This is a genomic window from Bacillus sp. FJAT-29814, assembly GCF_001510715.1.
Taxonomy (GTDB): Bacteria; Bacillota; Bacilli; order Bacillales; family Cytobacillaceae; genus Neobacillus.
Window position 1 is genome coordinate 72881 of record NZ_LMTJ01000002.1, and the last position, 13166, is coordinate 86046.

Below are 13166 nucleotides of genomic sequence, written 5' to 3' on the forward strand. Positions count from 1 at the left end.
CCTAGCTTCCCTCCTTTAAGAGGGACTCGTCTAAGCGAAAATAATAATGTCGGTTTGGCGTTTGGATTAACAGTCCCTTGCCATCTTGTTCAACATAGATGATGGCTGATAGATTGCTGCCAAACTTCGGCTTTGCACCAATCAGCTGATAAGGGAACCGTTCACTAGTCTCTGACAACTCATACCAATCGGTGCTTCTGACTAGCTTCTCCTTCCCTTTAAGCAGAAGCTTTGGGGCGTTTTCTTTATCAAAACTGAGATTCTCTGCTGCAGGATGGGTGTTAATAATGAATCCTTGCTCAACGTTTGCCAAATAGGTTAAGAGCTGATTTTGGGGATATACAGCCTGGTTACACACGATTGCCAGCAATCCAGCAGCCAAAAAGATAAAGTTCGCAAAAAATCCCAACCAAGCATATTTCCGATAAAACGGCCACTGTGGAAGCCTTCCTCTAAGTAAAAATAATATCCAGACACCGAGCGGCAAAATCGAGATTCTGATCACCTGGTCAAATAACGGCCAATCAATCGAAAACGAAAATAGACCGATAAAAATGATAATAATAACCTTCCATATCTTAGGCTTTATTTCTTGTTTTTTATAAATCTGCCATGCAATGGTTCCCACCGCTGCCCAACCGATCACAACCAAAATAATTCCGATGATACTCCGCATCCATACCACTCCTTATAATTTAACAATAATGGATGCTGTCATTTTTGACCATTTAAAATTTCCAGTTTTTTCACGAGACGAAGGTAATTTAAGGAATAAACCAAAAAAGGCCCCCCTCTGGAGCCCTTTCTGTTACGATTCATTTTCTTCATTGATTTCGTCGATTAACTGTTTTGTCCGTTTGGCATTTCCTTCGGCAAAATTTTCAAGCCGCCGCTTCAATTCATCATCATCATGGATCCGTTCGGCAGTGATCAAATACGTCCGCATTAAGTCTTCTTCTATTTCAATTGAATTTTTAAGGATATCTTGAAGCTGCTCCTTCTCTTCGCTGTTATTGCCCTTAAATATATTCATCTCAGCTACGCACCCCTTTTTTATCATTAGAATTCTCCATTGTATGAAGGGTTATCCGTTAATGAGAAAACCTCTCTCTCCTTTTGCGAATCGCATGAATGATAAAGGTAGCAACAAAAGCCAACACCAATACAGCAATAAATACTTCATTTGGAATATGGATATCGATTAGGGTCAGTCCCATTTTTACCGCAATAAAGGTAATCAATACGTAAGCCGTTGTTTCAAGCTCTGGCACCCGGTTCATCAAACTGATAAAAAATGTAGCGATGCCCCGCATCATCAGAATTCCGATCATGCCCCCGAGCAGGATGACCCAAACTTCGTCAGAAACGGCCAGGGCGGTCAAGATACTATCGACGGAGAACGCCAAATCCATTAGCTCCACACTGATAACGGTTGCCCAAAAGAACCCGAACGTCTTCGTCAGCCAACCCTTTGGCGCTTGAATGGTTTCCTCGTCTCCTCCCTCTTTGCGGCCATATTTATCAATGAAGAATTTGACGGCAAGCCAGAGCAAATACAGAGCCCCGATTAATTTAATAAACCAAAGTTTGATTAAAAAAGTCCCTAAGCCAATGAAGATAAATCGGAATAAATAGGCGCCCCATAAACCATAAACCAGGGCTTTCTTTTGCTGTTCCTTTGGCAGAGGCTTAACAAATGCCGACAGTACGAGCGCATTGTCTGCAGATAAAATACATTCCAGTACCGCCAATGATAGAATTAATCCCCATGCTTTTGGCGAGGTAAGAACGTCTGCCCACATATGCCAGTCCAGCATCGAGGCATAGGTGGCTAAAATATCTTCCCACATGTTCATTTCTCCTTTGCTATTTACCCAATAGTATATATGCACAGTCTTATTTTACACCTTTAGGCGGATCTAACCACAAAAAATAAACCTGAAATTCAAACTTCTGCCTTTTCTGCACTCATCACCTAGTACATAATTCCATTTCATCCGATTAATACTAATGAACACGTATGTATTTTTTTACTAGGGTCTGGTGGTTTAATGTTTTTTAGAAAGCGGCCAAAGCAACTAAACAAAATAAATTATGAAACGAAAGAAAACTCTATTCTTGAGTTGCTGGAGAAGGCCAAACAATCCAGCGACTTTGAAACATTTTCACCAGTGGAAAAAAACGCCTTTCTCTCAATTAGTTATTATAAAACACTAGTGGATATGGATTTATTTAATCGTATATTTTTAGAGAATCTCAAAGAGAAGCTTGCATCAATTAAAAATCTCGCCGATTTAAAAGACATTATTCCAATCGATAGTATTCTAATTACGCAGGATGTAAAGGAAGTAGAAAAAGGGCTTTATCATGGAGCGGCGGTGATCTACCTACACAATAACCTCCAAGAATTTGCCTTAGTTGGCTTATCAGACCCACGACTAGGGAAACGGGAAATAAATGAAACTGAAAATGAATTTAGCGTTATCGGTCCGAAAATTGGCTTTATCGAGGACCTCAGTACCAACCTTCATTTGTTAAGAAATCAATTGATTACATCCGACCTTATCTTTGAGGAATTTGATGTGGGGACAAGATCCAAAACAAAAGTGGTCGTCGCCCATTTATCCGGGGTTACCAACCCTGACTATGTACAAACGGCAAGGCAGCGGATTCAAGACCTCGATATTGATGTTTTATACGATAATACACAGTTGGAAGAATTGATTTCCGATTATTCCACTACACCATTTCCATTGTTTATCAATACAGAGAGGGTAGACAGAACCATTTACTCATTAATAAGAGGAAATGTGGTTATATTGATGGACAATTCCTGTTACGCCCTAATAGGGCCAGCAGCACTTATGAACTTTTTTTCCACTCCCGAGGACTTTTATCTTCCTTGGGTGGTGGCATCTTTTTTTAGAATCATTCGGATTTTTGGTATGTTATTTTCCATCTTTGTCACTTCGTTTTATGTGGCCATCCTTACCTATCATTTTGAAATTGTCCCGAAGGACCTATTAGGGCCAATCATCTTTTCAAGAGCCAATGTTCCATTTCCCCCAGTAGTAGAGGTGCTATTTTTGGAAATCACCATCGAACTGCTCCGGGAAGCAGGGGCACGGCTTCCGACTAAAATCGGGCAAACCCTAGGTATTGTCGGTGGTATTGTCATTGGTCAGGCAACAGTGCAAGCGGCGTTAACAAGTAATATTTTATTGATTCTGGTAGCATTGGGAGCATTATCTTCCTTTACTACCCCTATCTATAAAATGTCGAATACGGTCCGACTTTTGCGTTATCCGTTTATACTGCTAGCTGCTATTTGGGGGGGATTTGGCATCTATATCGGGGTTATTTTCTTGGTTACCCACCTGCTTCGTCTTAAATCATTGGGAAGTCCTTATTTGCTTCCGTTATCACCCTACCGTAAAGGCGGATTATCCAATACTTTCATTAGAAAAAACGATTATCATAAAGAAAAACGTAATAAATTTTTAAGAGCCCTTAGCCGTAAAAGGTTTAATCCAGTGACAAACAAGGACCCGGATGAGGGATTGAATTCAGAATAAAATTCATGAGAAAGAAACGATTACAATGAAAAAAAATGGCCGTAAACAATACCTATTCCTGTTGCTACTTCTTTCTATCACTCTATCCGGATGTTCCAGAACGAATATCATCGATCAATTAAGCATTATCCATGTGTATGGATTTGACTTGGACGACGATGGGAATGTGGTTGGGACCGCATTGTATCCTATTCACTCCAAATCAAGGGGCGATGCGAGTATTCAATTCGTTGAAGAGAAAGCCCCGATAGGTCCATTGATTCCAGCAAAAATGGATCGACATACGAGCATGCCGATTAAGCTGTCCAAAATCAGGGTCCTTGTGTTTGGAAAAAAATTCGCGGAAACAGATACAAGTCAGCAAGTAAAGCGGTTTATCCTTACCCCCCAGCTTGGGACCAATATTCAAATTGTCGTATCCGAACAATCCGCCAAGGAGGCACTTAAAGCCATTAAGAAAAGGGGGGAACTCACATTAGCCGACCAATTGAAACATAATATGATCCACCAGAACATGCCGGAAATGAACTTGCACGTTTTTCTAAATCACTTTTTTGGCGAAGGAATGGATGCTTACCTACCGATGATTACTGTAAAAAAAGGCAGGATTAAGGTAGATGGTATCGGAATTTTCAAAGGTGCCAAGTTTAAACTTCAGTTAAACGAGAAACAGACATTCATATTTTCGATATTGGAAAATAAAAACACGGAAGGTATGTATAAAATTAATACCAAGGAAAAAGGGAAGCGTGGAATAATAACTGTCAGTGGTTATAAGAATAAAAACCGGTGGGAATTGGTCGGTAATCATCCACAGCACTTGAAGCTAACTTTAAACCTTAAGTGGGTAGCCAATAGCTATCCAGACTGGATTGACATTGCAAATTCAGGTGACTTAAAAAAATTGGAAACGATAATTGCAAAAGATATAAAAAAAGAGGTTAAGTCCTTATTAAGAACTTTGCAAAAAAATGAAGTCGATCCTCTAGGGATTGGGAATATTGTGAGGGCACAAGACAGGAACTGGAAGGAAAAAACATTTTATGAAACATACCCAAAACTTCCAATCCATGTAAAAGTCAATGTAGAACTTCTTCATACTGGGCTGGAATCCTAAAAGTGGACAAGGTGATAAATGTGCAAGCAGTTGTTAAAGAAAATTCAATGGTTTCACCTTATTTTCTCTTTTTCCTGATTCATGGCTCACAGGTAGGAATTAGTGTGTTAAATTTTCAATCAAGAATCAGTAAAGGAGCAGGACAGGATGCCTGGGTATCGGTATTGGCTGTCGGGCTTAGTCTGAACGTGATATTTTTCATGATGTTACACATTATGAAATATGCAAGCAACGGAGATATCATATCCTTCCATACAGATACATTTGGTAAATGGATTGGCGGGCTTCTTAATCTAGCTATGACCTTCACTTTTTTAGTTGCTGGTTTATTAGTTTCCCACTCGTTTATCGAACTTCTCCAGGTGTGGGTATTTAATGGAATTCCGAGCTGGGAGTTTGCTCTTCTCATATGTTTGCTAAGCTATTATATTGTTTCCGGAGGATTTCGAATTGTTGCAGGAATTTCCTTTTGGGGCGTGGTGATTCCTTCATTCTTGCTGCTATCTTCGCTATACCTGTTCCATTATCGGGAAATTTCATACCTGCTGCCCATTTTTAACCATGGAATAAAGGAGTACTTTATATCAGCAAAAGCATCCTCCACGATGTTTTTTGGATTTGAAACGGTCCTTGTGTATTTTCCTTTTATCAAGAATCAATCCCGGGCCTCTAAATGGGGACATCTCGGATTATTATTTACAACACTTGTGTACCTGGTCATTACATTGGTAACTTTTATGTTCTTTACTCAAGGAAAACTCAAGATTTTAACGTGGCCGACCTTGACCATGATCAAAATTATCGCTTTTCCTTTTTTGGAACGCTTTGAGTTTATCTTTATCTTTACCTGGCTATTTGTGATCCTTCCCGTTATTTGTATTTATTTATGGTCGGCTATTCGGACTGTCAAACTGACATTTCCCAAACTAAAACCTACCTATGTCTTGTTCTTTTTCATTTGCTGTTACTTTTTTTACAGCAGTATACTGGAGGATATATATTACACAAAGCTTTTGATTAAAATCGTCCGATACAACGGCTTCATCTTGCTTTTTGGCTATATTCCCCTATTATTTATTATTAGCCTGATTAAGGTCGTGATAAAAAATAGAAAGCAACAATCCATTTCGTAACGAGGGATGCTGCTTCTATTTTTTATCGTATTTTTATAAACTAACCGATTGTAACCGTAAATGATCAGAAATTAAGGCAATAAACTCTGCATTCGTTGGTTTCCCCTTTAATGGGCTGACGGTATTGCCAAAGACAAATTCTATTTGTTCGATACTTCCACGATTCCATCCGACTTCGATGGCATGTCTGATCGCTCTTTCAACTCGGCTGGCCGTTGTATGAAATTTCTCGGCAATGGCTGGATAGATTATTTTTGTGACGCCTCCCAATACCTCCATATTATGGAACACCATTTGGATGGCTTCCCGCAAAAATAAATACCCCTTTAAATTTGCCGGGATTCCCACCGACCGCAACACATCGGTTACCCTTACTTCTAGGTTTTCAAACTGCTGCTCCTGTTTCAATCCTTTTTCTTTCACACTTGGGATATAAGAGTCCTTTTTATGGCAAATAGTCCGGATCGTTTCTGATAATTGGGTAAGCTCAAACGGCTTTAACAGAAAATACGATACTCCCAATTCGCTCGCTTTTTTAATGATATCATCTTTGCCGAACGCAGTGAGCATCAATACTTTTGTATAAATATTTTCTTCATATAGTTGTTCTAGTAACGATAGACCATCGGAGTGAGGCATGACCAAATCCAGGATCACAATGCCAGGATTTTCATTTTTAATTAGTTCCATTCCATCAAAGCCATTGTGGGCAATTCCAACTATTTTCATATCGGTTTGGGTTGAGAGGTACTCGTCCAATACTTCTGTTAATTGAATGTTATCATCAATAAGTCCAATTCTTATCATTTTTCAATTTCCCCCTTAAGAATTTCGGCAACTACTATTTTTCGGTAATTGCGAAAGGATGACAAGAAGTTTATTACAACATTTTTTTCATTTGCCGCCAATTCATAGGGGAAATTTGCATGTTCTTGTCGATATTATCGCTTCATTGTCAATATTACTAGACTTTGGAACTATAAGGCTTTAGCCGAAAAAGACCGTCAACAACGGGACGGCCTTTTTGTATGTTGTTCATATTAGCACAGTTTCGACCAAAGCCTGCTGGTCATCGCTTCCGAACCTTGTTCAATAATCGAGTAGGCGGCATTCGTAATCGCTTGCGCCAATGTTTCCCCGGTTCCGGTTACATCATTAAAGCAAACCTCAGAAGCCCCTTTGTTGGTATAGGTGAAGCCATATTCCTTTAGCCTTTCGACAATAAGCATGGCATGGTCAAGATTATGCTCAGGCTGAAACTCGTGCTCGTGGATGAAGATGCCCTTTTCAAAATCAAACCATCTGTCCCACCTATTTAACTTCCAACCAAGTATTCTACGTGCGATTGCGTCTACCTTATACAAATTATGAAGCCTCCTTTTTGTTATATAACAATTAATTTTAATTAAAAGAATTATATAACAGTTTTCGAAAGATTGCTACCATTTTAAAAAAATTTTTTTAAAGTGTAAAAAAATAAGCTCTGTTCCTCTTTTCAGGAGCAGAGCTTATTTTTATCATGTACCACAAAAGGTCCTATACGGCAGGTTGGTTTGGGCAGGCAGAGTACAGTACTCATCCTGTTCCGTAGTGTAAGCATATGGAGTTGCCAGGACTTTAAGCAATCTCTCCATCACGGTTAAGTCACCTTCCTCGACAGCGGCTGTTAACGCTTCTTCCACTCGGTGGTTGCGTGGGATCACCGAAGGATTGGAATTCTGCATCAATTGCTGAACGTCATCCTTTGATTGGTTCTGCCGCTCCAACCTTGCCTGCCAGCGCTCAAACCACTTTGTGAATTCCGGAGTACCAAACATGGCTGTGTCTTCCTGTTTTGACATGGTTAGGGCGCGAAAAGTGTTGGTATAGTCAGCGCGATGGATCTTCATCATGTTGAGAAGATCTTCAATTAGCGCTCCATCCTCTGCCTCTTCATTAAAAATTCCCAACTTTGTCCGCATCCCCTCGAGCCAATTTGAGCGGTACTGCCCCATATAGTCTGAAATTTCATATTGGGCAATTTCGACAGCCTGCTCCTCATTGTCATGCAGCAGCGGCAGCAAGGTTTCCGCAAAACGCGCCAGGTTCCAGCCGCCAATAGGCGGTTGATTCCCATATGCATACCGGCCTTCCCGGTCAATTGAACTGAACACTGTCGCTGGGTCATACGTATCCATAAACGCGCAAGGTCCATAATCAATACTTTCGCCGCTAATTGCCATGTTGTCGGTATTCATCACGCCGTGAATAAACCCAACCAGTTGCCACTTGGCAATCAAGGCAGCCTGCCGCTTGATGACTTCGCGAAGCAGGGCAAGGTAGCGGTGGTCATCTTTTTCAATTTCCGGATAATGGCGGTCGATTGTATAGTCAGCCAGTGTCCGAAGGTCATCTACATTCCCCTTTCCTGCAGCATACTGGAAGGTGCCCACACGGATATGGCTGGCGGCTACCCTTGTCAAAATCGCGCCGGGTAGTGCCGTTTCTCGGTAAACCGGTTCACCGGTTGTCACCACCGCCAAACTGCGCGTGGTCGGAATCCCGAGTGTGTGCATCGCCTCGCTGATGATGTACTCACGCAGCATCGGCCCAAGCGCGGCCCGGCCGTCGCCGCCGCGGGAAAATGGCGTCCTTCCCGCCCCTTTTAGTTGAATATCTAACCGTTCGCCGGAAGGGGTCATTTGCTCGCCAAGAAGAATGGCCCGTCCGTCTCCCAGCATTGTAAAATGGCCAAACTGGTGGCCAGCATAGGCTTGCGCCAGCGGCGATGCCCCATCGGGAATAATGTTGCCGGCAAACACGGCGAGGCTGTCCTCAGTTTGCAATGCTTCTGCGTTCAGCCCCAGTGCCGCGGCTAGTGAGCCATTTAGGATGACTAGGTTCGGATCACTCACTGGACTTGGTTTCGTGTCGGTAAAAAAAGCCTTCGGCAGCCGGGCATAACTATTATCAAAATTCCAGCCAGGTTCGGTTACGTTTTTTGTCATTGCTATCCTCCACTTCGAATGCTTGCGACATATCACCCTGCCGTTTTTGGGCTCGCAGATATATTACGGATTATCGCAGATAAATTTATTTTTTCGCAGATATAATTGGATTATCGCAGATATATTTCATTTTCCGCAGATATATCCTCTTTTATCGCGGATATATTTTGAAAATTGATTTTTCAATGTAAAAATCCCACACATTTATTTCATTATATTCTATTTTTATCAAAAGAAGCCCCTTTTAGTGTCCACCCCAGCCGTTTTATTATACAGAAGGCACTACTTTTCAGAAAAATAACCCGCCACGTTACCGGCAGGTTATTGCTATACATTATTCCCCGACTATTTTTGCGCCCTTCAACATCTCGTCGGTTAACGTGATGCCTTCATCGGCTGCAGCTTTCTTGTTAATGTACAGCTCCAATTTTTCCGGGTAGCCGACTGGAATTTCAGCCGGTTTCTTTCCTTTTAAAATATCCACCGCCATTTTGCCGGTCGTGTAGCCGAGAGCATGGTAGTCCAGGCCATACGATGCAAATGCCCCGCGTTTGACGGAATCACCTTCACCGGCAAAAGTCGGGATATTCTGGGCATTGGCTACCGTTAACACGGATTCAAGCGCGGAAACAACGGTATTGTCCTTTGGAATGTAAAAAACATCGGCGCGTCCCACCAATGACTCAGCCGCCTGCTTGACTTCAGAACTTGTTGAAATTGTTGTTTCAACTGCCTCCAGCCCCTCCGCTTCCAAAGCCTTCTTGGCATTTTTTACATTCACGACAGAGTTAGGTTCACCGCTGTTATAAATGATTCCAACCTTCTTTGCTTTTGGGATGAACTTTTTTATAGCGCCAATCGTATTTTTAATCGCATCCGGATGTGTATCGGATGTACCGGTTACATTCCCGCCAGGCTTCTCTATGCTTTGAACGAGTTGCGCCCCAACTGGATCTGTAATGGCGGTGAACAGGATTGGAATCTCTTTTGTTGATTTTACCACTGACTGAGCACTTGCTGTGGCAATCGCCAAAATCAAATCATTCTTGTCGGCAACCAATTTTTGTGCAATCGATGCATTATTGTTCATGTCACCCTGGGCGTTTTGGTAATCAAGCTTTAGGTTTTTTCCCTCTTCATAGCCAGCATCCTTTAAAGCAGCAATAAATCCTTCTCTGGCGGCATCAAGCGATGGATGCTCGACAATCTGAGTAATGCCTATTTTTACCGTCTTCTCTTGCTTCTCTTCGCCGCCTGTTTCTTTACTTCCACCGCCGCATGCGGACAGCATCAATAGCACTCCGATTAGAATTAACGCCAAACTCTTTTTCATTTCAATTTTGTACCCCCTGGTTTATTTACAAAAATTTTATAATATTCAGATTTTAACACGTTTAAGCATTAAAGGACAAGTACTAATTGGAAAAAAATAAAAGGACAGTTAAAAGTTAACTATCCTTTCATCAATGGTCCCTGTGGACGATATAATTCATTAAATGTTTGAGAAACGAGGTATTGCGCGGAATCTCCTCCAACACTTCGATAGCTAGGCAATAATGTTCCCACATTGCTTTTCTCGCACCGTCTGGCCCCAACACCGATACGAATGTCGAATTGCTGTTTTCCTCATCCTTGCCAATGGCTTTTCCAAGGAGGTTGGCCTGGCCTTCCACATCAAGCAAGTCATCCTTTATTTGAAAGGCAATCCCGGCGTGGCGGGCGAATTTTTCCAAAGAGGTTTTTTCCGGCTCTGGCGCCTGAGCGAGAATTGCCGGCATGATGAGCGATGCTTCGAAGGCAATCCCGGTTTTGTAGTAACTGATTAGATCTAGCTGGTCTAAAGACAGTTGTTTTCCTTTCGAATCCAAGTCCATTGCCTGGCCCTTACACATATCCGCCGTTGCCCGGGCCGTATATTGAATCAATTTTATCACGGCCTTCGGGTCGAATTTTTCAAGAGAAGCCTGCTCCTCCACCGCCTTCTGGGTCAAAAACAGGCCGGTTAATTCCGCTATTGCTTCATTATATGATACGTGCAGCGTCGGCCGCCCCCTTCTGATGGATGCGTTATCCTGGGAAGGCAGGTCATCGAAAATCAACGATGCTGTATGCATATATTCCAAGGAGCGAAGGAGCGGCACTATGGCTGACGGGTCCAATCCATATCCATCTACGGCCATAACCCAGGCCATGATCGGCCGAAGCCGTTTGCCATCGCCGTCCAGACTGGTGTTGGCGGCAGCAACGATCGTGTCCTCTAACAGGTTGCTTTTCGAAATTTTTAGGTGATTGTTGATTTGTTCTCGGACGGTTTCAATTTTATCGAAAAAATCCTTCTGCTCCTGGCGATCGGTTTGTAAAGATGTCACCATATGATCGCGCAGCAGTTTATCGAAAAAATCCACATCATCCGCCTGCTCGACCATTTTTTGGACGAGGCGGTTGAAGTCAGCGATCCCGGCCGTCAACATTTCCATCACTTTTTTATATTTCCGTGTTCCCAACCGTTCCTTGGCGCGTTTTAATCCGTTGATAGCCCGGTCAAGTATCACTTCACAGGTCTTCGTGTCGGAGCGGTACACGTTGTGAATCAAATTGGCGATCACCGCCCAGTAAAGCTCAAATGGGTTAATCAGGTCCGGACGTTGCTTATGATATGTCATGTAATAGGTATACGGTGTGACTACACTGTCCTCCATGTCCTTGAACATATCGGCAAAATCGTCAGCCAATTGGTTGTAAATGCCATAATAAAAGGTTCGATTGTGAAAGCCCTCATCCTCTGCCGTGCCAATAACCGACCGGGCGATCAGCCTTGATGAGGCGGATTTTAAAATAATCGGTATGTATAGGTCTTCATTAGTGTAATGTTCTTGGGTGAGCTCTTTTTCACGATCAAGTTCCTGTGATTGAAAAAACACATAAGCCTGCTCAAAAAAGTGCTTTCTTGTTTCGGGATGTTGTTGTGCCTTAATGTATTCAAATGCCTCGCGAAGTTCTGCGTGAATGAACTCGATGAGGCTGGCGTTGGCTCCCGTCCACTCCCCCAATTCCGGAACGGATTCAGTAATAAGGGTGGTCCGGATTAACTGGGAGTATTTCTTTTTTTCATTTGCTGTTAGGACATCTGAATCGAGAAGGTCGTCGATATAGGGATAGGTCAGACCATAGGAATAGCCGAGCCTGATTGCCTGGTCGAGCTTTTGGCTTCGTTCCTCAGGCGAGATGGTATCGTCCATCTCATCGAGCACATGCATGATGACTCCGGCAATGATTTTGATCAGCTTTCGCTGGGCATGGTCCTGCTCCATTCCCTCTGGAATATTTTCTGATACCCTTTTTAATTTGTTGAACAGCCAGCTAACTGTGGTTTCAATGTTCTCCTCTTGGCCCCAGCGGTACAACCCGGCTATGCTAAACATGTCCGAGTTTTTTGAGTCAGTGGTGAGTTGATTTTTTAAATTGCTTACGACTCTCTCAATCTCGGTTTTTGTTTCGGGTGAGTTTAGGTCTTTGCCGAGGTCTCGCATGTAAAGATAGGAAATGCTTCGATCAAGATAATTATCCAGTTTCCCCCTGTAATCCAGCCATTGGATATAAGTGTGATACCCTCTGGATTTGCGGTTTACCCCCTTTTTGTTGTAAAAAAAGGATAAGAGGGGATGGCGTATATGATTGTGCTTCCACAATTGGATGTCCTGTGTCAATACAGGTATATAGCTTTTTTGGATGACCTGGTCATTAAGTTCTTTAAAATATTCTGCCGCGTTGGATTCGGCCTGGCGGTAGCAAGCCTCTTTCATTATGTCCCTATTCATTCGGAGCACAACCTCTGCTTAAGGTTTTATAGTTTGAGAGTATCATATATCTTCTTTTAAAAATATATAGTGCTGGAAAAATAACTTATACCTGAAATATTCGGCCAATATTAATCCCGCTGCCTAAAAAGCAGCGGGATATTATCAGCTATTTATCTTCCCTTAACAAATACTCATTTCCGTCTTGGTCCTTGAATGAAAACATCGTGCCAAAAGGCAGTCTTAACATTTCCCCTACTTGGACGCCATTTTGGTTCATTTTTTCATAGGCTGCTTCGATATCATTTGTACTGAAAAGAACAGATGGATGGGCAACCTTAGATGGCTGTTGCTGTTCCATTGCCGCCTTTGAATACAGCACTAAAGTGGTAAATTCGGCCTCGCTTGGTCCGACCTCTATCCATGAAAAATCCGGGCCCATTGGCTGGTCCATTTTTAGTACAAATCCCATTTTATTAAGCCAGAAATCCTTTGCCTCTTCTTGGTCGTTTACATACACAGTCACTTTGCTAATCTTATTAATCATCTGTGAATCT

General features: G+C 42.3%; 12 protein-coding genes. 3 read left to right on the forward strand and 9 right to left on the reverse strand.

Features of this window, described 5'->3' with window-relative positions:
* Window position 1: 1 nt before the first annotated feature.
* From AR334_RS04270 to AR334_RS04280, 3 genes are all read right to left on the reverse strand, one after another.
* Window positions 2-676 (reverse strand): hypothetical protein, encoded by a 675-nt coding sequence (locus AR334_RS04270; protein WP_066305518.1) that lies wholly within the window; start codon window positions 674-676, stop codon window positions 2-4.
* A 132-nt stretch (window positions 677-808) separates the two neighbouring features.
* On the reverse strand, window positions 809-1033 hold the full coding sequence (locus tag AR334_RS04275; protein WP_066307649.1) for a hypothetical protein: 225 nt from the start codon (window positions 1031-1033) through the stop codon (window positions 809-811).
* 58 nt (window positions 1034-1091) lie between these two features.
* Window positions 1092-1856 carry a TerC family protein gene (locus AR334_RS04280; protein WP_066305521.1) on the reverse strand — a complete coding sequence of 255 codons (765 nt, stop codon included), beginning with the start codon at window positions 1854-1856 and terminating at the stop codon, window positions 1092-1094.
* A gap of 195 nt (window positions 1857-2051) precedes the next feature.
* On the opposite strand from AR334_RS04280, the gene AR334_RS04285 reads away from it, so the two are divergent.
* The 3 genes from AR334_RS04285 to AR334_RS04295 are packed head-to-tail and all read left to right on the forward strand — an operon-like array spanning window position 2052 to window position 5825.
* On the forward strand, window positions 2052-3575 hold the full coding sequence (locus tag AR334_RS04285; RefSeq protein ID WP_066305524.1) for a spore germination protein: 1524 nt from the start codon (window positions 2052-2054) through the stop codon (window positions 3573-3575).
* Between the two features lie 25 nt (window positions 3576-3600).
* Window positions 3601-4692, forward strand: coding sequence for a Ger(x)C family spore germination protein (locus tag AR334_RS04290; protein ID WP_066305531.1), 1092 nt, complete (start codon window positions 3601-3603; stop codon window positions 4690-4692).
* 2 nt (window positions 4693-4694) lie between these two features.
* Window positions 4695-5825: a GerAB/ArcD/ProY family transporter gene (locus AR334_RS04295; protein ID WP_066305535.1), complete on the forward strand. Its 1131-nt coding sequence runs from the start codon at window positions 4695-4697 to the stop codon at window positions 5823-5825.
* A 33-nt stretch (window positions 5826-5858) separates the two neighbouring features.
* On the opposite strand, the gene spo0A is transcribed toward AR334_RS04295, so the two are convergent.
* The 6 genes from spo0A to AR334_RS04325 all read right to left on the reverse strand — a co-directional run bounded on the left by spo0A (window position 5859) and on the right by AR334_RS04325 (window position 13156).
* Entirely contained in the window at window positions 5859-6632 is a 774-nt protein-coding gene (gene spo0A, locus AR334_RS04300; RefSeq protein ID WP_066305543.1) for a sporulation transcription factor Spo0A, read from the reverse strand.
* 233 nt (window positions 6633-6865) lie between these two features.
* Window positions 6866-7189 (reverse strand): hypothetical protein, encoded by a 324-nt coding sequence (locus tag AR334_RS04305; RefSeq protein WP_066305546.1) that lies wholly within the window; start codon window positions 7187-7189, stop codon window positions 6866-6868.
* A gap of 153 nt (window positions 7190-7342) precedes the next feature.
* Window positions 7343-8812 carry a YdiU family protein gene (locus AR334_RS04310; RefSeq protein ID WP_066305550.1) on the reverse strand — a complete coding sequence of 490 codons (1470 nt, stop codon included), beginning with the start codon at window positions 8810-8812 and terminating at the stop codon, window positions 7343-7345.
* Window positions 8813-9146: 334 nt separating this feature from the next.
* Window positions 9147-10145: an ABC transporter substrate-binding protein gene (locus AR334_RS04315; RefSeq protein WP_066305553.1), complete on the reverse strand. Its 999-nt coding sequence runs from the start codon at window positions 10143-10145 to the stop codon at window positions 9147-9149.
* A gap of 130 nt (window positions 10146-10275) precedes the next feature.
* Entirely contained in the window at window positions 10276-12630 is a 2355-nt protein-coding gene (locus AR334_RS04320; RefSeq protein WP_066305556.1) for a polyprenyl synthetase family protein, read from the reverse strand.
* A 148-nt stretch (window positions 12631-12778) separates the two neighbouring features.
* The gene (locus AR334_RS04325) at window positions 12779-13156 is read right to left on the reverse strand and encodes a VOC family protein (protein WP_066305559.1); all 378 of its coding nucleotides are present in this window, start codon (window positions 13154-13156) and stop codon (window positions 12779-12781) included.
* Window positions 13157-13166: the final 10 nt, after the last annotated feature.